Source organism: Streptomyces sp. NPDC048659, from assembly GCF_040650575.1.
Taxonomy (GTDB): domain Bacteria; phylum Actinomycetota; class Actinomycetes; order Streptomycetales; family Streptomycetaceae; genus Streptomyces.
On the sequence record NZ_JBEZHM010000084.1, the window covers coordinates 1 to 25070 of the forward strand.

Genomic DNA, 25070 nt, shown 5'->3' on the forward strand with positions numbered 1-25070 from the left:
GACCTCATCGAGGCGGACGGCTTCCTTCGTCGTCTGCAATGCCCCACACGGCAGATCCGTGCGGGGCATCAGCAGGCTGAGTCTCCTGGCCTCCGGAGCCGCGACGCGCCGTCACTACGTGACGGACAGTGGCTGCGGGGCTCCGCCCCGCGGGGCGCCGAAGGTGGCCCGGTCGTGACGGAACGTCACGGCGAATGCTGCTTAGGGGTGCCATCGACGGATTTTGGTCGGTGCGGTCGGTGCGGTCGGTGCACCGCAGGTCAGAGGGGGTGCAAGCCGCACCGACCATGGTCGGTGCGGGTCGGTGCGGGGTCGGTGCAGGTCGGTGCGCGGTCGGTGCGGGGGTGCCGGCCACGCTCCGCGCGGCCTCTGCCCTGGCCAACGCTCACAGTGTGTAGGCGCGGTGAACGGGCGTCAAGAGGGGTGCGGGGGCCGGTGATTGTCACGGTACGTGATCCGACCCGGTCCGGGCAAGTGGTCTACACCACGAGGGGAATTGTTGAAAAGGATAGCGGCCCGAAAGGGCCCGCGCAAGCAGAAGTGGCCGACGCGGTTATTCCCGCGCCGACCACTTCCACCCGTTTATTGCTGTGATGCCCGCTGAACCTGGGATTAAGCGCCGATTACGCGGAGAATCCCACGGCGCTCACGTAGTGGTATTCGCCCCAGTCGGTGCCGATGTCCATGAGCCAGTCGCACCATTCGTCTTCCAGGCCGTCCATGTCGTCCTCGGCCCAGCACGCCACGATTTCATCCCAGCGCCGAATGTTCAGGGACCGGTGCGTGATATCGCGCTGACGTGAGGCACGCACCCCGGACTGATCCAGCGGCGAGAGTTCCACGCGGGTGCCGCCATTGGCATTGAGCCGCTTAAGGAGGTCCTTGGAGATGTTCCGGCGCCGGTAGTCCCAATAGGCGTCGTCAATCTTGTTCAGGTTGGCCCTGTTGGGCGTCTGCGTCTCTGCCAGCCACCCGATGAGGGTGCGGACGCTGACGGAGATCCCGGCGCGCTCCATGGCCTCGTAGCCGCCCGGGGAGGCGGTGAGGTAGCGGAGGCGGGCGGCCAGGCCGCGCTCGCTGTCCACGGGGGATGCGATGCCGGCGGCCAGGATGTCGAGCTGGATGGCGACGGCCAAGCTGGACTTGAGGCCGCGGGCGCCGTACTTGCCGAAGTCGTGAACCCTGCCCGGCATTACTCACCCTCCCCGATCTCGTATTCGTCCTTCACCTTCACCTGGGAAACTCCCCGGCCCTCGGGAAAGACCTGCTGCCAGTCACCGACCACGTGCAATTCGTCGGTGCCCGCCATCTTAACAATCGTCAGCCCGGAATTGTGGGCCTTCATTGCCTTCATCCAGAGGTTCGAGAAAGCCTGAGACCGGATGATGTGCATCCAGTCCGGGCGCCGGATGTCGTGATTGGCGTTCGACTCACCGATGGTGGAAACGAACTTGGAGTACATCGACTTCACGTATTCCAGGGTCACTTCGTCGCCGGAAGCGATAGCGGCCTCTCGCGCGTCCCGCAGAGTGCGCCGGAACTTCTCCAGAAGATTCTCGCTCGCGCCCGAGGTGTACGACTCGTGGATAGCCGGAGCCTCACACAGCCGACCGTACTTCTCCGTCGAAAGGCGGAGCAGCAGACGCAGCGTCGCTTCGGTAATCCAAACCTGGCCCGGTTCCTCACGGTCGCCGAGGGGGTTGGGAAGCTCCGGGTGATTCCACTCCGGCGGAGTCACGAGGTGAACTCCGGAACGGCGCGGATTGTGCTCACCATCGGTGCTGTGCTGCAACGCGCCAATCGGCAGATGCGTCTTGAGCGCGGAGAGGTAGGCGCCGTTCATATCCAGCGCAGTAACCGTCTGACGGGGGCCCTTGCGAATCAGGTCCTTGCGGATGAACTTCGGCCGGGCTTCCCAGATCTGGTCAGAGCCCTTGGACGAGGTCTTCTTGAGGACGTCGAGCATGGGCAGGTACGAGGTGTGCTCGTACCGGGCGCCCGTGCGGCAGACGTCCAGCAGCTTCATGGCGTCCGGGATGGCGCGCTTCACCAGAGCCGCGGTGGCCGCCTCGACGTCCCCGCCGTGCGCCCCCAGAGCGTCGCTCACGGCGTGACCGATGAGGTCCGGGACTTCGGCCGGCGCCTGCACCGGACGGCGCTCCTCACGCTGCCCAGGCACCGCCGTGCCTTCCTGCTGCTGGGCTGCAAGGTTCCTGGGATCCTTCGATCCCTCGTTCCTGGGATCCTTCGGCATCCCGAGGTCGGCCGCCTCCAGCAGGGCCTGGAAGGTGCCCTGCTGGCGATCGGTCACGCCATCGGTCACGTCGGTCACGCCATCGGTCACCCGGTCCTGGCCATCGGTCACGCCCTGGCCGCCGGGCTCCTGCTGCTCCTGGTCCTCGTCTTCCTCCGGACCGCCGTACGCCTCCTCAGCCTTGGAGACAGAGAAGCAGTACATGCGCGAGGCAAGCCGCTTGGTGAACCCCCACAGCGGGCGGGGAATCTGCTTCCGGTCGTTCTTCCCGTCAGCAGTGATAAGCACCCCACGGTTCTTCATGTCCGCGATGCACGCTGACACGTTCTCGATATCGGCTTTCCGCGCGATTACTTCCAGACAAGCGGGCAGAACCCACAACTGGTCTTTCCTCGTGAAGCCCTGAATCTGCGACCGCATTTCACCTTCGAGAATCCCCGGCACCCGCTCAATATCCGGAAAGTCCAAGGGGGCAACCCGCGCGGCGTCGAGCGCGTCCCACAGCCGGTGACCCGCCGGAAGGTGCGCGGCGACCGCCGAGACCGTGGCCGCGTCGAGCAGCTCGCGCGCGGCGGCGTCTGCGGCCTGGGCGAGTTCGGGAATCTCGATGACCTCGCCGAGGATGTGCGCGCCGACGACCCAGGCCGCGTGCATCCCGGCGATGGTGCCGGCCACACCGCCGACGTGCGCGCCGTACGCGTTGGCCAGGCGCCGGTGGAGACGCCGCCACTTGGCCAGGGACTCCGCCGAGTACACCCCGGCCCCGATCGCCCACTCGAACGGCCAGCCGGCGAAGTCCGCGGCCTGGCGCTTGAGTGCGCTCGGCAACGCCCGCACGACGCACACCGGCGCCACGAGGCCCATTCCCATGGCCACCAGAGCATCTCCACTGGCGGCCTCCATGAGCTCCGGACGAACGCAGGGGGATCAAGGCGTCCCCACGATGAAGGCGTGCATGAACGGGCTTGTCGTGAGTCCTGCCGAACGGCGATGTCGCGGTGTGCGAGCTCGCCGAGGCAACGTCCGCGACGGCGGTCCCAGGCGGTACTCGCCTGGGACCGAGGAAATGTCACGGCCGGCCGCATCCAGCGCCGCCACGGATGTCACGGCCTGCGGGCGTGACTGCACGCCCATCAACTCCCACTGACGGCCGTCCCCACCATGCATGGCACGGCCTCACCCATGAGAGCGCGGCACAGTTGCTGCGCGGCCCGAGCGGAGGCAATTCGTGCCCGACGGCGATAGCCCGGTGCGGTAGTACGGGAGTCCATAGCCATCTGACTTGTGAACCATCCACGCGTGCGCGGAGAGCAGCGAGGCAGCACGAACATCGGGCGGGAGCCACCGGCGGCTACACCACGGTGAAGGCGACCACCACGACGGTCCTGAACGCGATATCCCCGTACACGAGCCGGACACGCTCGACGTCGTAAACGCACTGGCGCGGCCGCGGCCCGGTGCTGTAGCCGGGAACGGCTCAACCGGCTTCAGAGTCGCCGGAGATGACAACCGGGGCGCGGTCCGGGGCGTGGAGCTCCGCCTGGATGGCAATGGCGTCGAATCATTGGCGGCGGAGTCAGAGAGCGCCATACGGGCGCGGCCCGGGCGGTGCGGTGGAGGTATCAGGTGACCGCCGGGCGTTGGGCGGCGAGCAGGGCAGATTCGAAGAGGCCGTAATCAAAGTACGGCCCGGGTGACAGCGGTGTCTCGCGTGCGAGACACCTCGGCGTTCGCAGCAGCATGGTTGGCGGTAAGGCTGCGGGCGAAGTCGAGGCGGTACGCCTGCGCGCGGCTTGCCTCGAACTCCGCCCAACACGCGCCCCACTAGGTTCTGTCCGGCGGATCTTCGTGCGGCATCATGTGCGAGGTGACCTCGACGCAGCCTGATGACCTGATCACCCGCCTGATTGAGGCCGATAGGCCAGCCGATGTTGTCCATGCCGGGGCCGCTTGCCTGGCTGGGATGCTCGACGGGTTCGGGTGGGTCAGGTCTCGGCATTCGCTGGAGCGCCGGGACTCGGTTCGCCGGGAGGTGCTCCAGCTGGAGAAGAGCAAGTGGAACCGATCGGGACACTTGATCAAGTTCACCGTGACGAGCCTGACCGTCTTCGACGACGGCCTGGGCAGGTGGCGTCGGGCCAACCCCGAGCTGACCGTTCGCCGACCCGAATCCGTCGAGTCGATCGTCTGCGCCTCCAGCTTCCTTGACACGCCCGGTCAGCACTTCGTGGTGCTCACCCGGCCCGAGGAGCGTCCGACGAAGCTGGAGCAGTTCGCAGCTCACCTTCGTGACACCGCGCTCCCATGGTTCGCCAGTACCGCCGATCCCGAGCAGATCACGCGGACAGCTCCTGATCCTCTTCTCACCGGGTGGGGGTTCGCGCAGGATCTGGTCGAGTTCCTCGTCAGCACCGGCCACCACCCGCAGGCGCAGGCGCTCTGGAGGAGGGTCCAGGAACATCAGCCGGCCCATCAGCAGGCGTTCGCGGCGGGCCGGGCCATGGCCGGGACGCGAGAGCGACCCCGCTGGCACACACCCGAGGCCCTCGGGTGGAGCGCCTCCGTCCTGGGTCTGTTGTAGGTGCGGCAGTTCAGGGCCTGAGCCACAGGCGTATCGACGCGACAGTGACGGTGCCGTGGAGGACGTAGGCGCGCTTGTCGTACCGCGTCGCGATGGCTCTGGAGTGCTTGAGCCGGTTGATCGTGCGCTCGACCTCGTTCCGGCACTTGTACATCGCCGTGTCGAAGCCCGCGGGCCGGCCTCCTTGATTGCCGTGGTGCTGGCGGTTGGCCCGCTGGTCCTTCGGCTCCGGGATGGTGTGCTTGATCTGGCGTCTGCGCAGGTAGCGGCGGTTTCGGCGGGAGCTGTACGCCTTGTCGCCGCCGAGGTAGTCGGGGCGGGTGCGCGGGCGGCCGCCACCTGGGCGCTTGACACTGATGCGTTCCAGGACCGGGATCAGCTGTGGGCTGTCGCCCCATTGGCCCGGCGTGATCAGCATGGCCAGTGGACGGCGGCCTCCTTCGCCGGCGAGGTGGATCTTGGAGGTCAGACCGCCGCGGGACCGGCCGAGTCCTTCGTCGAGGCGGTGCTGCCGAGGCGTTGATCTCCGCTTCGGGATCCGGGGTGTTCGGCACGCGGTGCACCGGCGGCGTGCTGGTGGGCCCGGCACGAGGTGGAGTCCACGCTCACCATGCTCCAGTCGATGCGCCCCTGGGAGTCGGCCTCGGTTTGGACGGCCTGGAGGATCCTCTCCCAGTGACGTCCGCCGACCATCGGCGGTGACGCTCGTAGACTGTTTTCCAGCTCCCGAACCGGGCTGGCAGGTCCCGCCACTGGACGCCCGTGCGGACCCGGAAAAGGATCCCGTTGATCACCATCCGGTGATCGACCTAACGCCCGCCGCGGTGACCGGTCTTCGGACGACTTGGTGCCAGTTGCACCCACTCGTCGTCCGTAAGATCACCCCGTCCCACGAGAAACACAATGCTCCACGCGAGGCGATCACCTGATCCGCCGGACAGAACCTAGGCGTAGCCGAGCGGGAACCAGGGCCGGGCCCCTGAGAGCGGGGGCGAACGGACGACGCCTCCCTCGGGCACGCGAGCACGGCACGCGTTGAGCCCGCCCTCGGCCTGGCCTTTCCGGTAGAGCGTGGCGAGCAGAGGAGGAAGATGAAAGCCCAGCTTCTGCTCGGCTTTGGCCAGCTCTGCGGCGGCAATCGGAGGCTGAAGCAGGTCACTCGCCGAAGCAGCTACAACCCGGTTGATCAACTCTTCGAAGTCCTTCACGGCGGCATCTTCTCTGATGCATACGACAGATCAACGACCGGGGCCATATCGGCGGCTTTCATGCATCACGAAGCTCATCAGCCGGTCCGCGGTTGCGATGAGAGCACAACGACCGTGCTTGCCGTCGTCTGCGGTCCGCAGCATCTGGTTGTCATGGTGGAGCGAGGCGGTAGCTGTGGGTTGACGCGATTAGCCGCCGGTGGAGTTCAGTGATCTGCTTCTCGGCTGCAGCAAGTTGTCGGCGGAGGTCGTGGGCGTCGAGAACCTCCTCGTCCGACTCTGCCTGCACAGCCTTTTCAATGTCCCTGCCAAGCCATGCGGATGCTGTCCTGAGGGGCTACGGTGCCGGTTCGACGATCACTGAGATGGCTCGTCCCCGAAGGCGGACCGCGAGAACCTCCATCTCGACGAGCGTGCCGATAAGGCCGACTTCAGCGAGTTGCGTCGCCTGCGCTCGTGCTTCACCCAGGGACAGTTCCCGTGCCCCGCGGAGGGCCTGCAGCACGGGAACAAGGCTAGGTACGACTCCAGGCAGGCGAAGCCGTGCTGGTCCATGCACTCGCAGCAGAGCCTGTCGGATGCTCTCGGGCGTCACGGGGCCGCTGTCTTCCTCGCACCACCCGTTCGGGCAGTCCAGGCATCGCCCTTCGACACCCCAGCAGAGCAGGCCACGGTCGAAGAACTGACCGACATCGCAGGTCGTGGTACCTCCGCAAGCACTGCAGCGGCCTGTGACCTGCACTCCTTGTGTGATCACAGGGATCTCCTCAGCATCATGGGGGCTGTTGGGATCCTCCCTGAGAAGTTGGCTCTGGTCGATCACGTTTCCGATCGGCGAGAATGCCCACTGGGCGGTTACCGCCTCATGTATGTGGGCCGTCAAGCGGCAGGGGGTCCACCACCCCATCGCCCACGCAGAACCTCGGCCCAGTCCCCAGCCTCCGGACCCGGATCCTCCTACCGCGGCACCGGATTCGGGGCCGTCTCGATCAGGTGCACGAGCGTCCAGGCGACGCCGTAGCAGTCGTCGGGGCCCAAGCAGGTGGCCAGGGCGGCGGCCTCTTCGGACGTGACAGGGCGGGAGATGGCGGTCAGCTGGCGTTCACGCCGGTCGATCTCATCCTCGCTCGCGTCCCAATCGGGAAGCGGTCCATCGGCAACGAACGTCTGCACTTCGGGTCTCATCACCGAATGATCGTCTCGCCGCCGCCCCCGAACAAGCCGATCCGTTCGGCGCACACGAGGGGGCCGACTGGTTCATGAGCCAGGTACACGAACTCTACGGATGGGGTGTCGACGGCATGGGAGCGGCGGCGAAGCCATCCGTGTCTGCGACGACTCTCCACCGAGTACGCGGGCGAGGACACAGACCGGCGGTTCCTGCTGAACCTTTCGGATTGCGATCAACCCCGCGAGGTGGAGTTCTACGACGGCCACTGTCAGGTCGTCCGCCCGCCTTGTGACGGGCCGCTTGCCCGACAGGTCGCGGGAGGCCATGGGCCGCTGCACGGGGTTGGGTCAAGCGGGCCCGTCTCCGGCGTGATGGTGCGGTCGCACCAGTCGCAGAGCACTGCCGTGTGGGCACCGGCAGCCTCAAGGACTCCTGCCGCCTCCTGGGCGGCTTCGAGCCAGTCGGGTTCTGTGACAGCTACAGGCGTACTGTGCAGCAGAAGCTTGCTGTTCCAGAGACTGAGGCCGGTGACCGTTCGGATCGCACGGGTCACCTCCGTCTCCCTGCCTCCTGCGTCCATCAGCAGGACTCGGAATCCTGGCTCTTCCACACTCGCTCCCCTGCGGCCTCAAGCTGGCTCAGGACCTGGACGAGGCGTCGACTGCCCTCACCCGACAGACCGAACACCTCCCTGACCTCCTCTCGATGAACAGACGCCGATATGCCGTCACCCCGCGCCGGGGGATGCCACACAGCGTCGCCTCATCCGCCAAGGCGTGCTCCAGGCCCGAGCCGTCTGTCTCCAGGCATGCTGCGAAGCCCGTCGGGACGAGCCCGAACGTGAACCTGAAGGACCGGCGACGGTGATCAAGCCTGAGCATGGCCGCTACCCTCGCATGTGGTCCGATCAACGTGAAGTCCAAAGGGACACGGCCATAGCGAGGCCGGCTGGGGGGCCGTAGACGAGACCGGAACAACAGGAACGGAAGGGCGGACCTGGCCGGGCAGAGTGCATGCAGCGGCGCTCCGTGTCGGTTTACTCGTCATCAAGGGCACCCCATGACCGGCGGGCCTTCGCGGAAGGAGCGAGTCAGCGGCGACGGTAGTCACCGGGGCGGCCAGCATGTAAAGGGCGCTGATCAGAGGCATCTCAGGCGTGGTCCGGGGCGCGCCAGTCGTCCACGACGTCCCGGTCGACGATCCGAGCGGAGGGCGACTCCTCGCCAGCCAAGGCGACGGAGCACATCTCACCGACCAAAGTGCACCCCAACTCCACTACCGCGCCGCCAGCGGGAGCGCGGCCGCGCTCCGCCACACCGAGAGCTGGTCGTCGTCCACCGGCCGCATCGCGCCTTCGAAGAGGTGCGCGTGTCCGTCCTTGGCGGGGTCCGCCCACGCGTTGGTAGCGAACACGTACGTGCCGCCGTCCTTCAGCCGGGGCGTCACTCCGGCGTCCAGCCCGTACGTCACCCGCACCGTCCCGTGCACGCTGCCCCGCAGGACCGTCGCGACGTCGACCCGGTAGACGTCCTGCGTCCAGCCCTCGATCTCCCGCCGCTCCTCGAAGGCCCGCACCCGTCCGGTGAACACGTTCAGCGTGTGCGGTGCCGTACTCGCCGGGACCGTCGCGTCGTATCCGCGCACGACGTGTCCGGCCAGCGGCTCCTCCATCCATCTGAAGCCCAGCCACCCGGCCACCGCCAGCACGCCGGTAGCAGCCGCGACCGCCGCCGGCACCAACTTCGACTTGCCCATGATCATCCCCAGAGTGCGTGATACGCGTCGACGTCGTTCTCGGTCGGGCTGCTGATCCTCTTGCCCGTGATGTGGTCGTAGTCGGCCCACATCAGCGACGGGTACATGCCCGTGCCGTAGTCCTTGTGGCAGAACCCGAGCGCGTGCCCGAGCTCGTGCGCCGCGACCCGTCTGCGGGGCTCGGCCGCCCCGAGCCTCTTGCCGTCGTCCAGATACGCCCGGTTCAGCAGCAGGTAGTCGGTGCCGTGGCGCGCGTTCCACTTCCCGTACACGTCCAGCCACTCCCCCGACACGCTGTTGGCGTCGCGCCACTCCACATCCGCGTACGAGGTCGCCCCGTCCGCCCTGATCTTGATCTTCTTCAGCGTGCCCGCCGTCCAGACCTTGTTGGCGTGTGTGCGGGCGTCATCGAACTTCGACTCGTCGTCCCAGGTGATCTCGTCGCCGTCCACGGACGACCGGCCGCGCGAGTCCGACGCTCCGTCCTCGCATCGGTGCGGCGCCGCTGCCGCCCGCGCCTGACCCGGTGGAGCCAAGGCCAAGAGGATCGCCGCCGCCGAAGCGGCCGACAGGGCCAAAAGGTTCGTCCTCATGAAAACCGGACGATAGCCGCCCGTGACGCCCTGGCCGATCACCCACAAGCGTGGACCGCGTGCCAACGGGACAACGACCGCCCGGCCGGCGGGTGAACGCCATCATCTGCACCGGCCAGGTGTGGTGCCAGCAGCCCTGACACTCACGCCGGGGGCCGCTGAGGGCTCCTACCGTTAGGACAGGGAGAGCAGATCGACGTGCCCGATTGCCCCCCCAACGGAACGAATCGCGACTACGCACGACAGCAACAGCAGCGTGTTTCCTTCGTTCAACCCAGATGCCGGCTGATCCCCGCTCGCGTGTGGCGCAGGTCCCGGCGGGACAGTCGGCCCACATCGCCGGAGAACTGCGGCAGTGCCTTCGGCGGGCACCCTCATCTCCTCGACCCTCGCGAGGCCCGGGCAGTGGTTCCGGGTCCGGGCCTACGGGCTCTGTTGTCGCGATGTGATGGCGCTCTGAGGGAGCCGCCCCACGAAGCGACGACACGCATTGTGTCCCATGGCTTACGCTCGGTGCGGGCGTATAGATCACCGTCCGGAGCCGACCACGACCGGCGCGATCCGGCACCGAACGCGAAGGATCGCGAGAGACAGGGAGTGCGACATGAGCGGAACAAACGATTTCAACGAGCGGATCGTCGCCGAGTTCAGGGCGAACGAGGGCAGGGTGGGCGGGCCCTTCGAGGGGGCTGTCCTTGTTCTCCTCCATCACCGGGGCCGTAAGAGCGGGCAGGAGTACGTCACACCGGTCGTGTGCCTGGAGGACGAACTCGACCCGAACAGCGTCTACGTCTTCGCCAGCAACGGCGGAGCGTCGACGAGCCCGAGCTGGTACCACAATCTGGTCCAGGCCGGTCGTGGCACCATCGAACGAGGGACCGAGACCTACCAGGTGAGCGTCACTGAAATCACCGGCCCCGAACGGGCCCGCATCTACGCCGAGCAGGTTCGGCGCGCACCCGGCTTCGGCGAATACGAAGCCAAGACGGCGGGAATCCGCACCATCCCCGTGCTTCAACTCCGTCGGGCCTGAAGGGCGTCTCTCCGATCAACGGCGGCGGCATGGCGCAGTTGCTCGGTGACCAAGGTGGCTCAGGTGGCTCTCGAACCGTCCTCGGCGGAGTCGAGGGCCCTCGAACCGGGGGTTCATCAACCGCTCCACCCCCGGTTCGAGGAGACGTCAGGATGACTATCGTGGATGTCGCCTCGCGTGTCGTCGGGGCGGTGGTGCCGGCCGGTTACGAGGCCGCGGGGAACCGCTTCAGCCAGGTGCCGTCGCCCTGGGAGCCGGCGTCGGTGTAGCCGCAGCCGTCGGACTGCGCGGCCGGGCCCGGGTAGACGATCTCGACGGACAGCTTCGGGAAGTCCTTTATGAAGGCGGCCACGGCGATCCTGCCCTCCCTCACCGGGCCGCGTTCGCAGTCGAGGTGGACGCTGCCGCTTTCGATCCCCTGCAGCCACTGGCGGAATGCCTGCGGCCGCATCAGCGACTCGGGGACCATCTGCCTGCTGAGGTTCAGGGCGATTCCGTCGAGGGCGGCGGTCACCTCGTCGAGGAGGGCGGATCCGCCGCTCGGTGCCGGGTAGAGGTACGACGTGTGGGGCTGCTGGTCGATGCCGGTCGCGCCGCCCGTGTACTGCTTGCCTGCCTTCCCGCCGGCGAACTTCACGACGAAACCCGCGGTGGCCGCGGCGATCGGGCTGCCCGGATGGACCTTGACCCACAGTTCGTCCGCGCCCTGCGCCGCGTCGCCGATGCCGTAGGCCCCGAACAGGCCGCCGCCCGCCTCCAGGAGCGCCCCGGAGCCGCCGCCGCGTACGGCGTTGCGGTAGCGGATCCGGAAGGTCAGGGCCGGGAAGTCCTGGCGGAAGTCCTTGATCACCTTGCGGCAGGAGTGGCACGGGCCCATGTCGGAGTACAGGTCCACGGTGCCCTTGCGGACGGCTCCGATGCGGTCCTTGTAGTCGGCGGTGCTTCTGCAGCCCAGGTGGCGGTAGATCTTGTCGGCCAGGAGGTTCACCACCTGGCGTTCGGCGTCCTTGCCGTGCTGGTGGCCCTTGAGCGCGCCGGTCCACTCGGCGGGCTCGGGTATGTCCTTGTAGTAGTTGTCTCCGCGCAGCGCCTGGTGCGAGACGCTCTGGAACTCTCCGTCGAGGTCGGGATACCCGATGAAGGTGATCGAGTACGTCAGCGTCGCCTTGTTCGTGAATGCGGCGGTGGTCATGGGTCGAGCTCCCCCCACTCCGTCACGGGATGTACGGGCGGCCTTCCCCTCCGGCCGGTCATGCAATCCCGGTCGTGGGGGCGTGGCGGGTGCATGGAGAGGGCGGGGAGGGAGTTAGGACGCGAGCCTTCCGGAACGAGGCCACCGATGGCCGCGTCCTCGCTCCGAGCCGTCACATCGGGCCCCGGAGCCAGACACTGCTCCCGGACACCCTCGCCGTCCCCGTCGGGTCGCCGCCCACCGCCACGAGCTGCATCACCAGGTGATGGTGATGCAGCTCGTGGTCGAATACGTCGCGCGCCGGGTCCGTACGTCACAGCATCCAGTGATCGCCCACGCTCCAGCCCAGGAACCGGCGGGCCGGGGCGTCCTTGGCCGTGCCGTCCGGTTCGAACGTGCCGCCCGAAGCCGCCAGTCGGAGACCGGCCATCGCCGGGGCGAGGCGGGCGGACGTGTGCCAGGGCTGGCGGGCGGTTTCGGCGGCCAGCCATTCCACCGCGGCCTTCTGCCGGTCGGGCGGGCACAGTGACAGGTGGAACAGCATCTGCCGCCACGCGTACGCCGCGTCCTTCACCGTGGCCAGGGGGCGCCGCTGCCCGTGCGCGCGGGTCACGAGTCCGCACACCGTGACGAAGGAGGCGCGGGCCAGTGCCTCCCAGCCGGCGGGCGGCGTGACGCCCGCGTGCCGGACGAGGACGGCCAGGTTGTGGGTGGTGAGGATCTGGGCCTGTTCGATCACGGTGCCGTTCATTGCCGGCGAACCCCACCAGGGTGCCGTGCCGTGGCCGGCACGGATCTCCGGCGGGGCGGAGTCGCGGGCCCGTTCGGCGCAGAGGTTGGCGAACGCGCCGGAATCCTTGGGGCCGCGCTTCTCCGTCGTCGCCGCCGCCTCCGCCGCCGCCAGGTCGCGTATCGACGCGCAGTCGATCCCGTAGTAGCGGGCGTACAGGCTTCCATCGAGGAGTTCGGCGGCCGTGCCGGCGGCAGCCAGGAACTTGCCGGTGAAGCGGCCCATGAAGATGTCCGCCGCGAGCTCCTCCACGAACATTGCGTCGAGGTCCGCCTGCCGTGCCAGCTGGGACAGTTCGCGCACCAGCGCGTTCGGCAGCAGGGTGCCCGGGAACGCGTCGAGCGCGAGTTCCGCGAGCTCGCGCAGCGCGGCGCCGGCCGCCGAGCGGGCCCGGTCGGCCGCGTCCGCGTCGGTGCCGTGCCCGGCGACCGCCCGTACCCAGGGGAGTTCGTCGACGCGTATCTGGTGGCGGAGGTCGACGAGGAGCAGGGAGCGGCGGTTGCGGAAGGCGCGGTACGTGCCCGCCGCGAGGGTGCGGAGCGCGGGGTCGGTGAACCGGCGGGCCGTGGCCTCCGCCACCGTCTGCGGTACGAGGGTGGCGAGGACCTCCGCGGACGGCACGAGGCCGCGTTCGACCAGGGTCTCCAGCGGGGCGCTCAGCGCCGAGCCGACGGTCCGCCGCAGCCGCGCGGGGATCGCCGTGCCGGTCGGCAAGCCCGTCGCGGCGGCCTCGGGGGCGGTCACCGGCACCACCGGTGCGTCGACGTCGGCCGTTCCCGCCCGCTGGTCCAGGTCCGCGAGGCGGCGTACGACGAGCGCGGCGATCCGGTCGTGCGACGGCGCGGCGGCCTGGCGGGCCTGCGTCCGGCGCAGCGCGTCGTGCTCGGCGGAGCCCGGGAGGCCGCGCTTGGCCACCATCGACGTCACGGCGTGACGCACCAGCCCGGCGAGTCGCGGCTGCACGGGCCGCCCCGCCGCCCTGTCCTCCAGGGCACAGCGCAGAATGCCCGTGTTCGACTTCGGGTCGCGGTGCTTGCCGCACAGGGGGTGAGCGGCCGCCAGCTCCTCGTACCGGGCGAGCAGCGCGGCGGCGTCGGAACGGCCGGCCGGCTCCTCGGACGCGGTACGCGTGCGGGTGCCGCCCTCGATGTCCGGCGGGTCGAGGGCGTGGCGCAGCCAGTACGTGAGGAGTTCGTCGTCGAAGGGGCGCCAGACGGCGAGCGCCTCGCGCTGGGCCTCGACGGCCGGTTTCGGCCGGCGGGCGCTCAGGTCGGCGCTGACCTCGCCGACGGTACGGCGGTGCATCGCGCCGGGCGCGGCGGCCCCGCGGTCGGCGGGGCGGGGCAGGAAGCGGAGGCGGTCCGCGTACGGCCGGAGCTCGGCCACCAGCGACGCGGCGGCCTCGACGTCCCCGGCCCGTACCAGCCAGGCGACGGTGAGCAGCGCCGTCTCCTCGGGCAGCGCCGCCTCGTAACGGCCGCTGTCCAGCAGCTCCCACAGCAGGCCGAGGCCCTCCTCGGTGAGGGCGTGGGTGAAGAGCGCGGCCCGGGTGGCGGGCACGCCGGCCCGCCGGGCGGCCTCCTGCTCGTACGCGGTGAGCGGGCCGCCGGCCTCAGGGTCGCCGGTCGCGAAGCCGCCGCGCACGATCTCGGGCGTGACCCAGGCCGGGAGACCGGCCACCGGGGTACGGGAGCCGATGGTGAGGTCGCCGTCCGCGATCCCCGTCAGCACCTGCCGCCACTGCCGCATCCGGCCCCGCGCGCGGTCGCGGGCGCCTGAATCCGGGTGGGTCAGGTGGGTGCGCAGCGCGCGGTCCAGCTGGGCGGCGGCGTACGCGGGGTCGGGGATCGGTGTCGGGAGCTGCTGGTCAGCGATCTCGTCCATAAGCCGACGTGGCAGGTTCCGCCCCTGCGCCCTCCGGGTCCCTAGCCCGGCGCTCTGTCTGACTGAGCTACACGCCGTCGATGCCCAGACCTTAGGCGGATCGGCGAGTTTCCGACAAATGGAATTCGTGTCGTTCGTGGACTCCCGTGACGCCGCCCTCCCGCACGCCCCGCGCGCCCGGCACACCCTGCGCGCCCCGCACACCCCGCGCGCCCCGAGCACCCCGCACGTACGTCGCCGGACACCGCAGGCCCTGGATCCAGAGGGCTTTCGTCCCTTTCTTCGTTCCATGCGACCCCTCGCGTCCGAGTCTCAAGTCACCTCTTGCGGCCTGTCGACCGGACCGCGCACCAAAACCTAGTACCCACTCGCTTTTCACCCTTACGGTGACTGCAACGGGTCGGCAACGGAGCCGCCCCCGCCCCCTGGAGAGCCGCCATGGCCGCCATCCACGACGCCCCGCCGCACACCCGAGCCCCGGCGCCCGCCCCGCCCGAACCCCAGGAACCCGCCTCCGGGAAGCTGGTCTTCGGCCTCGCCTTCGCCCAGTTCGGCGTCATGATCACGCTGCTCACGCCGGTGATGGTGACGCTCGCCCTGCGCGTGGCCCAGATCGTGCCCGAGGCAGGCCGGGGCGCCGCCCTCGGCCAGGTCCTCTCGCTCGGCGCGGTCCTCGCGATGATCACGAACCCGGTGGTCGGCGGCCTGTCCGACCGCACCACGTCCCGGCTCGGCCGCCGCAGGCCCTGGCTGATCGGCGGCATGCTGGTCGCCCTCACCGGACTCCTGGTCGTGGCGCTCGGCGGCAACGTGCCGATGCTGATGCTCGGCTGGGCCCTCGCCCAGGTCGGCGGCAACGCCGCGATGACCGGCGTCACCGCGGGCATCCCCGACTTCGTGCCCGAGGGCCAGCGGGCCCGCGTCTCCGGCACCGTAGGCATGATGACCTCGCTGTCGATGATCGCGGGCAGCGGTCTGGCGAACGCGTTCAGCGCCAACCTCGCGCTCGCGTTCGTCATCCCCGGACTGCTCGGCCTCGCGGGTGTGGTCACCCTGTGCGTGGTGATGAAGGACCGGCCGGCCCGGCCCGGCGCGTTCGCCCCGTACTCCCTCAGGGAGTTCCTGCGCAGCTTCTGGGTCAACCCCCGTAAGCACCCCGACTTCGCCTGGAACTTCGCGGGCCGCTTCCTGGTCTTCGTCGGCATCGCCTGTGTCACCTCGTACCAGACGTACTTCCTGATGGACCGGCTCGGCTACCAGGACGGCGAGGTGGCGAGCAAGCAGTTCGTCGGCACCCTCGCGATGGTCGGCGCGGTCGTCGTCGGCTCGCTCCTCGGCGGCCAGCTCTCCGACCGCTCGGGACGCCGCAAGCCGTACGTCCTCGGCGCCTCGCTGCTCATCGCCGTCGGCCTGACGCTGATCGCGACGGCGTACTCCTTCCCGGTCTTCCTGACCGCCATCGTGATCTTCGGGCTCGGCCAGGGCCTGTACCTGTCGGTGGACGTGGCGCTCGCGGCGGCGGTGCTCCCCAACCCCGACGAGGCCGCCAAGGACATGGGCGTCCTCAACATCGGCAACGCGCTCCCCCAGTCCCTCGTCCCGATCGTCGCCCCGGTGTTCCTCGCCATCGGCGCCGGCACCGGCAACTACGGGGCCCTCTTCCTCTTCGGCGGCATCGCCTGCGTGCTCGGCGCGTTCGCCGTCCAGTTCATCCGCAGCGTCAAGTAAGGCCACAGATCATGCAGTTCACCGTGCGCAACAAAGGCCACCCGTACCAGGACCCGGAGCTCCCGACCGAGCGGAGGGTCGAGGACCTCATCTCCCGGATGACGGTCGCGGAGAAGGCCGGCCAGCTCTTCCACACCATGCTCGCCATGCACCCGGACGGCGGCACCGTCGAGAAGGGCGACCCGGGCATGGTCCCCCTGAGCACCACGGACATGCTCCAGGGGCAGCACATGACCCACTTCAACCTCCTGGGCACGTACGAGCCGGCCGCCATGGCCCGGTGGCAGAACACCGTCCAGGCGATGGCCGCCGACACCCGTCTCGGCATCCCCGTCACCCTGTCGACGGACCCGCGCCACGCGTTCACGGACAACGCGGGCGCCTCCTTCAACGCGGGTGCGTTCAGCGCCTGGCCCGAACCGCTGGGCCTCGCCGCGACCCGCGACCCGCAGCTGGTCCTCGACTTCGCGGACACCGTCCGGCGCGAGTACCTGGCCGTCGGCTTCCGGGTCGCCCTGCACCCGCAGATCGACCTGGCGACGGAGCCCCGCTGGTCGCGCCAGAGCGGCACCTTCGGCTCGGACGCGGCCCTCACCTCGCAGCTCGTACGGGCCTACGTACAGGGTCTGCAGGGCGCCGAACTGGGCCGCACCTCGGTCGCGGCGATGGTCAAGCACTTCCCCGGCGGCGGCCCGCAGAAGGACGGCGAGGACCCGCACTTCCCGCACGGCAAGGAGCAGGTCTACCCCGGCGGACTGCGCGAATACCACCTGGAGCCCTTCAAGGCCGCCATCGCCGCCGGCTGCGCGCAGATGATGCCGTACTACGGCCAGCCCGTCGGCACCGACTGGGAGGAAGTCGGCTTCGGCTTCAACAAGGGCGTCATCCAGGGCCTGCTCCGCGAGCGCCTCGGCTTCGACGGGATCGTCTGCACCGACTGGGGCCTGATCTCCGATTCGGAGATCTTCGGCGAGCACCACGACGCCCGCGCCTGGGGCCTCGAACACCTCACCGAGAGCGAGCGGGTGGCGCGCGTGCTCGACGCGGGCTGCGACCAGTTCGGCGGCGAGGCCCGCTCCGAACTCGTCGTGGAACTCGTCGAGTCGGGCCGGATCCAGGAACGGCGCCTGGACGAGTCGCTGCGCCGCGTCCTCACGCAGAAGTTCGCCCTCGGCCTCTTCGACACGCCGTACGTCGACGAGGACCGGGCCGCCGAGACCGTCGGCCGCGCCGACTTCGCGGCGGCCGGGGCGAAGGCCCAGCGGCGCTCCCTGACGCTGCTGAAGAACACGCCCGGCACCCTGCCGCTGACCGGGCGCCCCACGCTGTACGTCGAGAACGTGTCCGAGGAAGTGGCGCGTGCGTACGCCGAGTTGGCCGCCGACCCCGCCGATGCCGAGGTGGCCGTGCTGCGCCTGCGCACCCCGTACGAGGTGCGCGACAACAAGTTCGAGTCGTTCTTCCACTCGGGGACCCTGGCGTTCTCCGAGGCCGAACTGGAGCCGATCCTGCACCTGCTGGACACGGTGCCGACGGTGGTCTGCGTCAACCTGGAGCGGGCGGCCGTGATCCCCGAGATCGCGGAGCGCGCGGCGGCCCTGGTCGCGGACTTCGGCGCGAGCGACGCGGCCCTGCTCGACGTCGTGTTCGGCCGCGCCAGGCCCGAGGGCCGGCTGCCCTTCGAACTCCCCCGCTCGATGGCGGCGGTGGCGGCCTCCTGCCCCGACGTCCCCAACGACACGGAGAACCCCGTGTTCCCGTACGGGGCGGGCCTGAGCCTGTACCCCCCCCCGCGGCCGGGCGGGCGGACCCCTACGGGACGGTCCGCCCGTCCGGCCGCGGCTCCGCCTAGGAGTGCATTCTCGGTCATTCCAGCCGAAAGATCCTGCCGTACGGGTGATGACGCCCTACCGTGGAGGGCAGTCCGCCCCGGTCCGGGGCGGAACGGGGTGATCGAAGCGCACGGAGGAAGGGACACCATGGGGGTACGTGCACGGCTGCGCGGGGGCGCGGTATCGGTGGGGGCCGCGGTGCTGGCGGTCGGGACGCTGGGGGCCGGGGTGGCTCCGGCACAAGCGGTGGCCGCCGACCAGTGGCGGCCGCAGCCGGGGACCTTGTACATCTCCGACCTGCCGAGGACCGAGTCGTGGCGCGCCAACCCGACCGCCCGAGGGTGGGGCAACGACTTCGACTGTGCGGTGGGCTGGCCCGCCGAACCCGCCGAAGTCAATGTGTGGCACCGGGACTTCACCACAGCGGAGACCGCGCTCGCCCAGCAGAAGGTGGCGGTCTTCGCCACGGAGGCCGAGGCCATCGCCTTCGCGGACAAGGCCCGGCAGGACTACATCGCCTGCGCGCAGGCCCCGCAGCGCCCCGGCGTGACCGCGACCTACCGCGATCACGGGGTGATCAACGTCGAGGAGGGCGCCACCCTTCAGGGGATGCACACCTTCGACGCCAACGCCACCGAGCGTCCCGACTACAACTACCTGTGGGGCGTGGGCCGGGACGGCGACACGGTGACGCTGGTCCTGTGGCAGAGCTACTGGGGCGACCCGCCCGTGATCCCGTGGAAGAACACCCTCAACACCGCGGTGAAGAAGCTGTACTGAGCGCCCGGCCCTCCCGCCTCGCCGCTCGCCACCGCCAGGGCGGGGGCCTGAGCGGGCCGGGCCTGGACGGGGGCCTGGGCGGGGATCGTCCGCTCGGCGCCGGCCTCGCCCCTCGCCCTCGCCCACGCTCTCAGCCCGTGCCCTCGTCCAGGAGTACGGTCAGGGCGCTGCGCAGGCCGGCGTAGTCCCGTGCCTCCGTCACCAGGCGCCGCACCGCCGAGCGGTCGCCGAGCACCTCCGTCAGCTCCTCGAAGGCCGTGCGGAAGGCCGCCCGGTCCCGGTCGCTGAAGGCGATCAGCGCGATCACGTTCACGCGCTTGTCGCCCCACTCCACGGGGTGTTCGTTGATCGCCAGGGCGATGGCGGAGCGGCGGGCCGTCATCGTCATCGCGTGCGGGATCGCGAACCCGTCCGCGAACGCGGTCGACGACAGCCGTTCCCGCTCCAGCACCTCGCGCACATGGCGCGGGCCGACGATGCCCAGCCGGGCGAGCCCCTCGTGCAGGACGCGGATCGCCGCCGCCCGGCCCGACGCCTCCAGGTCGCGGAAGAAGAGGGCCGGTTCGAGGAAGCCCAGCAGGCGCTCCCGGGCCGCCCGCCGGTCGCGGCGGCGCACCGCGCGGTCGATGCCCGAACGTACCGCGTCCAGGTCACCGGTCGTGGGAAAGGGACGGATGACCACCGTGTGCGCGGGCGCCTCGGGGAGCGGCACCGTCGAGATCACCAGCTCGTCCCCGGCGCCGAGGTCCCTCTCCCCCAACCGGGTCACCAGGCGTTCGACCACCAGGCGCCTGCGGAACTCCGCCTCCAGGATGGTTTTCAGACGGGGCGCCATCTCGTAGTGCGCGGGGCACACAAGCGTGCAGCCCACCCTTCCCGGGGGCCGCGTCCGCGCATGCAGATGCGCGCCGACGTGCATGGCGATGAACGCGATCTCGTCCTCCGAGAAGTTCACGGACCACTCCTGCTGGATCTCCCGGCAGAGATAGACGGCCAGTTCGTAGATGAGCGGGTAGGACGTCTTCACCGCCGCGGTGAGGGGATTGCGGTTGTACAGGCCGGATCTCGCCCGGTCGCGCAGATGCTGGACGTGCAGGGTCAGACGGCGCAGGAACTCCTCGTCCGCCAGGTCCAGGGCGTACTCCCGTTCCAGGGCGGTCACGATCCGGCGTACCAGGCCGCGTTCCTCCGCGCGGAGCGTGGAGCCTTCCTGGTCATCGCGGACCAGGGCGCGGGCGTCCAGTTGGAGCGCGAGGTGCTCCAGTTCGAGGGCGGGCAGGGTGACGCCGAAGTGCCGGCGGGCGAGTCGGTCCACGATGTCGGCCATCGGTGACAGGGACGCTATCTGCTCCTGTCGGGGCCGCCGTGTCGTGGCACCTGGGGTGTCGGGGGCGTCTGGGATGTCGGGGGCGCTTGTGGTTCCGGGCGTGCCACTGCCGTCCCGCGCGGTGAGGTCGTCTCCCTCCAGGGTGATGGCGACGTGCAGCAGGACGTCGTTGAGGGCGAGTTCGTTGACGAGGTAGCCCTGCCGGGTGCAGGCGGTCACCAAGTGCGCCTTGAACGGGCCCAGGTCGATCCCGGAGAACTCCTGGCGTACGGCGTCGAACGAGAGGAACCCGGCCGCCGCCTCGTCGCGGAACAGGGCGCTGATGAGCCGCCGCCGGTCCCGTTCCGGGCCCGTGAGCCGGACGGTGGGGCCGCTCCTGGTCAGCCGCAGCCCGTAGGGCTCTATCCGGCGGCGTACCTTGGTCAGGTCCGCCTCCAGCGTCGAGTCGCTGATGAAGAACTGACCGGCCAGGGTATGGACGTCCACCCCCTGCGGTGAGGTGGTCAGGCGGCGTACGAGGCGGAACAGGCGCCCGTCGGGAGTCGCCCCGCCGCTCCGCGCGGCTCCGCTCGCGGCCCCGTTCTCGCGCCAGGCACGTGCCGTCTCGTACACCGCGGGGTCGATGCGGTAGCCGGCCGGCGTCGAGGTGATCAGGCGGAGCGGGCGGGCCGACTCGTTGAGCCGGGCCACATAGCCGCGCACGCTGCGCCGGGTGACGCCCAGGGCGTCGGCGGCCTCGGCGGGCGGGACCGGGCCCCGTGCCTGCCGCAGGTACTCCACGAGGGCGTTCTGCCTGCTGCGCGTACTCACGCCTTCATGCAACCGTACGCGGCAGACCGGAACCAGGGACTTTCCGCCTTGCGGAAAAAAGGCGGTTGGATATCTCCGCACCGCGTTCCGCACGATGGATCCGGAAAGGGGCACGGCTCCCGGGAAGGAAGTCCCGGACCAAAGTCCCGCCGCGAACAAGGAGGTTCGAGAAATGCTCCGCATCATGATCGTCTGCGGTTCCGGCGCGTCCAGCGGATTCATCGCGCAGCGCATGCGGAAGGCGGCGAAGAAAGCGGGTGTCGAGGCGTCCATCGACGCACGCAGCGAGACCGAACTGGCCGCCGTGCTCCCCGAGCTCGACGTCGTCCTCATCGGCCCGCACCTGCAGTACATGTTCGACGAGATCAGCGCACAGGCCGCGGCGCACGACGTGAAGTGCGCGCTGATCAGCCAGCAGATCTACGGGACCCTCGACGGCGTGGCCGCCTTCGCACTGGCCTCGTCCCTCGCCCGGCCGGTCGGCTGAGCACCTCCCCGCCCGAGGGCACCCTTCTCCCGAGCACATCCCTCGCCGAGCACATCCCTGCCCGAGCGCCTCCTCAAAGGAGAGATCAGGCGTGAACACAGCAGTTGCCTTCCTCAGTGAGAAATTCGCCCCGCGCATCAACAAGCTGACCCAGAACGCCTGGGTCCAGGGCCTGCAGACCGCCATGCTGGGGCTGCTCCCCTTCATCCTCGCCGGTTCCATCATCACGCTCGTCGGCCTGATACCGGGAGTGACCCGAGCCGTCCCCTCGGTCGGCGACATCAACAGTTACACATTCGGGATGCTGGGAATCTTCGCGGCGTTCCTGATTCCGTTCAGCATTCTCGACAAGATGGGCGGGCACAGCCGGAAGATGATCGGTGGACTCACCGGTATCGGGCTCTTCCTCTTCCTCCTCAAACCGGCCCTCGACGCCGACGGCATCGCGTCGCTGGAGTTCGCCAAGCTCGGCGCGGGCGGCATGTTCGTCTCGATCGTGGGAGGCGTCGTCATCGCCGCGGCCTTCCATCTGTTCGCGAAGTTCAGCTTCTTCAAGAACAACACGGCCCTGCCGAGCTTCGTGATCAACTGGTTCGACTCGCTGCTGCCCATCCTCTGCGTCATGACGGCGGGCTGGCTGGTCAGTTCCGTGGGCCACCTGGACGCGTTCCAGGCGATCGTGGACCTCTTCTACCCGCTCACCTCGATCGCGCAGACCTACCCCGGGTTCCTGCTCCTGACCTTCGCACCGATCTTCTTCTACTCCTTCGGCGTCAGCGGCTGGGTGCTGTTCCCGCTGTGCTTCCCGATCTGGATGGACGCGGTCCAGCAGAACGCGCAGAACGGGACGGAGCACATCTTCACGTACGAGGTCGTCTACGTCGGCTTCACCATGATCGGCGGCATGGGCTGCACGCTGCTCCTGGTCGCCCTGATGTGCTTCCGCGCCCGCTCGCAACGCCTGCGGGTGATCGGCCGGGCCACCGCGGTCCCCTCGCTGTTCAACATCAACGAGCCGGTCATCTTCGGCGCCCCCGTCGCCTTCAACCCGCTGCTGATGATCCCGCTCTGGCTCAACGGACTCGTCATCCCCAGCCTCACCTACTTCGCCCTGGACTCGGGCCTGGTACCGGTGCCCGGCAAAGTCTTCTCCCTCTGGTACCTGCCCTACCCGGTCGGCGCGTTCGTGGTCAGCGGCATCGCCGGGGCGCTGCTCGTCCTGGCCCTGGCGGCCGTCTCCCTCGCCCTCTGGTTCCCCTTCTTCCGCGCCTACGACAGCCAGGTCCTGGCCGAGGAGCGGGCCGAGGCCGAGCAGGCCGCCGCCCGGGAGGCCGAACAGACCGTCGCCGAGGCCGCCCGGGACTGCGCCAGGTCCCAGGCCCCGCACGCCGAGAGCCTTTCGGCGCCCGCGCCCACCGCGGCCGACGCCCCCGGGGCGCTGCCGGCCGGGCGGGACACCTGACGGCTTCCTTCTCTCCCCACACCCACCCTTTCGCCCCTCTCGTACGGATCGGAGACGCCCTTCATGGACGAGCGGCTCGCCCAGACTTCGATGCAGATCCTGCTGCACGCCGGGGACGCCAGAACGCTCATCGGCCAGGCCCTGACGGCCGTCGAGGATGACAGGTTCGACACCGCCCGCCGCTTGCTCGCCCAGGCGAAGGCGGAGATCGGCCGGGGCCATCACGTACAGACCGGCATCGTGCAGGGCGAGGCGCGCGACGAACAGCAGGTCTACTCGGTCTTGTTCACCCACGCCCAGGACACCCTGATGACCGTGATGAGCGAGCACCTCACGGCCGAGCGGCTCATCGGCCTCTTCCAGCGTCTCTCGGCCCGGCTGGACGCCCTCACGTCGGGCCCGGCCCCGTGCCCGGCTCCGGCTGTCGCTCCCGTATCCGCATCCGCATCCGCTTCCACTTCCACTTCCGCTCGGACACCGGCTGCGGCCGCGAGCGCCATCCCTCAGATCACGGAGGTCTCCGCATGAACGCTCCTCACACCCCCGTCACTCTCGATGACATCTCTGCCTCCCCCGCTTCCCCTACCTCTCCTACCTCCCCTGCCACCGCCTTCCCCGAGGGCTTCCTGTGGGGCGGTGCGATCGCCGCCAACCAGGCCGAGGGCGCCTGGCAGGAGGACGGCTGCGGCTGGTCCGTCGAAGACGTGATCCCCTACGTCCCGGCCTCCGACTACGCCAACCTCGACATCGTGCGCAGCCGCGCCGAGGTCGAGGCCGGCCTCGCCTCCGCCGCCGATGCGTACCCCAAGCGGTTCGGCATCGACTTCTTCCACACCTACAAGGACGACATCGCGCTGCTCGCCGAGCTCGGCCTCACCGCGTTCCGCACCTCGATCTCCTGGACGCGCATCTTCCCCAACGGGGACGAAGAGGAGCCCAACGAGGCCGGACTCGCCTTCTACGACGCCCTCTTCGACGAGCTCCTGGCCCACGGAATCCAGCCCGTGGTCACCCTCTCCCACTACGAGATGCCGCTCCACCTGGTGACCGAGTACGGCGGCTGGAAGAACCGCGAGGTCCTGCGCTTCTTCGACCGCTTCGCCGGCACCGTACTGGCCCGGTACGCCGACAAGGTCACCTACTGGATCGTCTTCAACCAGATCAACACCGCGCTCACCGACCCCTTCCTCACCCTCGGGCTGCTCGCCGACGAGGAGGAGGACCTCGACCAGGCCAAGTGGCAGGCCATCCACCACCAGCTCGTGGCCAACGCCCGCGCGGTCGCCACCGGACACCGCCTCAACCCGGACGCGCGCATGGGCTCGATGATCCTGGACATGACCGTCTACCCGCGCACTCCCGCCCCGGCAGACGTGTACGCCGCCCAGCAGCACGACCGCGACTCCCTGCTCTTCTCCGACGTCATGGTCCGCGGCGCGTACCCGACCTGGTTCCACCGCTACCTCGCGGATCGCGGCATCAACATCAGCATGACCAAGCAGGACCTCGCCACCCTGCGCGAGCACACCATCGACTACCTGGCCTTCAGCTACTACTCCACCGCCGTCGTCCAGGACGGATTCCGCCTCGCCGACACGATCGGCTGGCCCGCCTCCCAGGACGAGTTCCGCAACGAGCACGTCGCCGCCTCCGACTGGGGCTGGCAGATCGACCCCCTCGGCCTGCGCTACGCGTTCCACGTCTACCAGGACCGCTACGACATCCCGCTCATGGTCGCCGAGAACGGCCTCGGGGCCAAGGACACGGTCGAGGACGACGGCAGCATCCACGACCCGTACCGCGTCGACTACCTCCGCCGCCACATCGAAGCCATGCGCGAAGCCGTCAGGGACGGAGTCGACGTCATCGGATACCTCCCCTGGGGCCCCATCGACATCGTCTCCTCGTCCACCTCCGAGATGACCAAGCGCTACGGCTTCATCCACGTCGACCGCGACGACTACGGCCACGGCACCGGGAAGCGCCGCAAGAAGGACAGCTTCGCCTGGTATCGCGAGGTCATCGCCACCAACGGCGCGACTCTCTGAGCCTTCCTCCCCTCACCCGCCCACGTGGTCAGGGCCCCGGATTCCTCCGGGCCGACGAGCGCGCCGATCGAGGCGAGCGGCCACCTGGACTTCTCCAGCGAGTCGAGGCGGGCCTCGTGGTCGGCGAGCTGCTTG

At 69.4% G+C, this 25070-nt stretch carries 18 protein-coding genes, 1 tRNA gene and 1 pseudogene; 8 read left to right on the forward strand and 12 right to left on the reverse strand.

The annotated features are described in order from the left end of the window. Positions 1-623: 623 nt before the first annotated feature. The gene (locus tag AB0C99_RS36315) at positions 624-1193 is read right to left on the reverse strand and encodes a transcriptional regulator (RefSeq protein ID WP_362484240.1); all 570 of its coding nucleotides are present in this window, start codon (positions 1191-1193) and stop codon (positions 624-626) included. Continuing rightward, positions 1193-3124, reverse strand: coding sequence for a hypothetical protein (locus tag AB0C99_RS36320; protein ID WP_362484273.1), 1932 nt, complete (start codon positions 3122-3124; stop codon positions 1193-1195). Before AB0C99_RS36320 ends, AB0C99_RS36315 begins: the two co-directional genes overlap by 1 nt. 997 nt (positions 3125-4121) lie before the next feature. Here AB0C99_RS36320 and AB0C99_RS36325 point away from each other — a divergent pair. Next, positions 4122-4835 (forward strand): hypothetical protein, encoded by a 714-nt coding sequence (locus tag AB0C99_RS36325; RefSeq protein ID WP_362484242.1) that lies wholly within the window; start codon positions 4122-4124, stop codon positions 4833-4835. A gap of 10 nt (positions 4836-4845) precedes the next feature. Here the strand turns inward: AB0C99_RS36325 and AB0C99_RS36330 are convergent. From AB0C99_RS36330 to AB0C99_RS36355, 6 genes and pseudogenes are all read right to left on the reverse strand, one after another. Beyond that, positions 4846-5728 (reverse strand): annotated as a pseudogene (locus AB0C99_RS36330) (IS5 family transposase). A gap of 51 nt (positions 5729-5779) precedes the next feature. Continuing rightward, positions 5780-6043 carry a hypothetical protein gene (locus tag AB0C99_RS36335; RefSeq protein WP_362484244.1) on the reverse strand — a complete coding sequence of 88 codons (264 nt, stop codon included), beginning with the start codon at positions 6041-6043 and terminating at the stop codon, positions 5780-5782. Positions 6044-7000: 957 nt separating this feature from the next. Further along, positions 7001-7228: a hypothetical protein gene (locus tag AB0C99_RS36340; RefSeq protein WP_362484246.1), complete on the reverse strand. Its 228-nt coding sequence runs from the start codon at positions 7226-7228 to the stop codon at positions 7001-7003. A 254-nt stretch (positions 7229-7482) separates the two neighbouring features. Continuing rightward, the gene (locus AB0C99_RS36345) at positions 7483-7824 is read right to left on the reverse strand and encodes a ribosomal protein L7/L12 (protein WP_362484248.1); all 342 of its coding nucleotides are present in this window, start codon (positions 7822-7824) and stop codon (positions 7483-7485) included. A gap of 665 nt (positions 7825-8489) precedes the next feature. After that, positions 8490-8969, reverse strand: coding sequence for a hypothetical protein (locus tag AB0C99_RS36350; RefSeq protein ID WP_362484250.1), 480 nt, complete (start codon positions 8967-8969; stop codon positions 8490-8492). 2 nt (positions 8970-8971) lie between these two features. Then, positions 8972-9421, reverse strand: a complete 450-nt coding sequence (locus AB0C99_RS36355; RefSeq protein ID WP_362484252.1) for a matrixin family metalloprotease — start codon at positions 9419-9421, stop codon at positions 8972-8974. A 745-nt stretch (positions 9422-10166) separates the two neighbouring features. Here AB0C99_RS36355 and AB0C99_RS36360 point away from each other — a divergent pair. Continuing rightward, positions 10167-10595 carry a nitroreductase family deazaflavin-dependent oxidoreductase gene (locus AB0C99_RS36360; protein WP_362484254.1) on the forward strand — a complete coding sequence of 143 codons (429 nt, stop codon included), beginning with the start codon at positions 10167-10169 and terminating at the stop codon, positions 10593-10595. 205 nt (positions 10596-10800) lie between these two features. Here the strand turns inward: AB0C99_RS36360 and AB0C99_RS36365 are convergent, their stop codons facing one another. From AB0C99_RS36365 to AB0C99_RS36375, 3 genes are all read right to left on the reverse strand, one after another. After that, a complete protein-coding gene (locus AB0C99_RS36365) occupies positions 10801-11787 on the reverse strand; it encodes a deaminase domain-containing protein (protein ID WP_362484256.1) in 987 nt (328 codons plus the stop codon). Positions 11788-12100: 313 nt separating this feature from the next. Next, positions 12101-14461 (reverse strand): hypothetical protein, encoded by a 2361-nt coding sequence (locus tag AB0C99_RS36370; protein ID WP_362484258.1) that lies wholly within the window; start codon positions 14459-14461, stop codon positions 12101-12103. Between the two features lie 3 nt (positions 14462-14464). Further along, positions 14465-14538 (reverse strand) — tRNA-Pro (locus AB0C99_RS36375). A 361-nt stretch (positions 14539-14899) separates the two neighbouring features. On the opposite strand from AB0C99_RS36375, the gene AB0C99_RS36380 reads away from it, so the two are divergent. Together AB0C99_RS36380 and AB0C99_RS36385 are read left to right on the forward strand one after the other, a co-directional pair. Beyond that, positions 14900-16189, forward strand: a complete 1290-nt coding sequence (locus AB0C99_RS36380) for an MFS transporter (protein ID WP_362484260.1) — start codon at positions 14900-14902, stop codon at positions 16187-16189. An 11-nt stretch (positions 16190-16200) separates the two neighbouring features. Next, a complete protein-coding gene (locus AB0C99_RS36385) occupies positions 16201-18801 on the forward strand; it encodes a glycoside hydrolase family 3 N-terminal domain-containing protein (RefSeq protein WP_362484262.1) in 2601 nt (866 codons plus the stop codon). 130 nt (positions 18802-18931) lie between these two features. Here AB0C99_RS36385 and AB0C99_RS36390 read toward each other — a convergent pair whose 3' ends face one another. Then, positions 18932-20938, reverse strand: coding sequence for a PTS sugar transporter subunit IIA (locus AB0C99_RS36390; RefSeq protein WP_362484263.1), 2007 nt, complete (start codon positions 20936-20938; stop codon positions 18932-18934). A 172-nt stretch (positions 20939-21110) separates the two neighbouring features. Here AB0C99_RS36390 and AB0C99_RS36395 point away from each other — a divergent pair, with 172 nt between their 5' ends. From AB0C99_RS36395 to AB0C99_RS36410, 4 genes are all read left to right on the forward strand, one after another. After that, on the forward strand, positions 21111-21425 hold the full coding sequence (locus AB0C99_RS36395; protein WP_362484265.1) for a PTS sugar transporter subunit IIB: 315 nt from the start codon (positions 21111-21113) through the stop codon (positions 21423-21425). Between the two features lie 91 nt (positions 21426-21516). After that, complete coding sequence (locus AB0C99_RS36400) at positions 21517-22887, forward strand: PTS transporter subunit EIIC (protein ID WP_362484267.1); 1371 nt, start codon at positions 21517-21519, stop codon at positions 22885-22887. A 63-nt stretch (positions 22888-22950) separates the two neighbouring features. Then, positions 22951-23415 carry a PTS lactose/cellobiose transporter subunit IIA gene (locus tag AB0C99_RS36405; protein ID WP_362484269.1) on the forward strand — a complete coding sequence of 155 codons (465 nt, stop codon included), beginning with the start codon at positions 22951-22953 and terminating at the stop codon, positions 23413-23415. Next, on the forward strand, positions 23412-24935 hold the full coding sequence (locus AB0C99_RS36410) for a family 1 glycosylhydrolase (protein ID WP_362484271.1): 1524 nt from the start codon (positions 23412-23414) through the stop codon (positions 24933-24935). Before AB0C99_RS36405 ends, AB0C99_RS36410 begins: the two co-directional genes overlap by 4 nt. Positions 24936-25070: the final 135 nt, after the last annotated feature.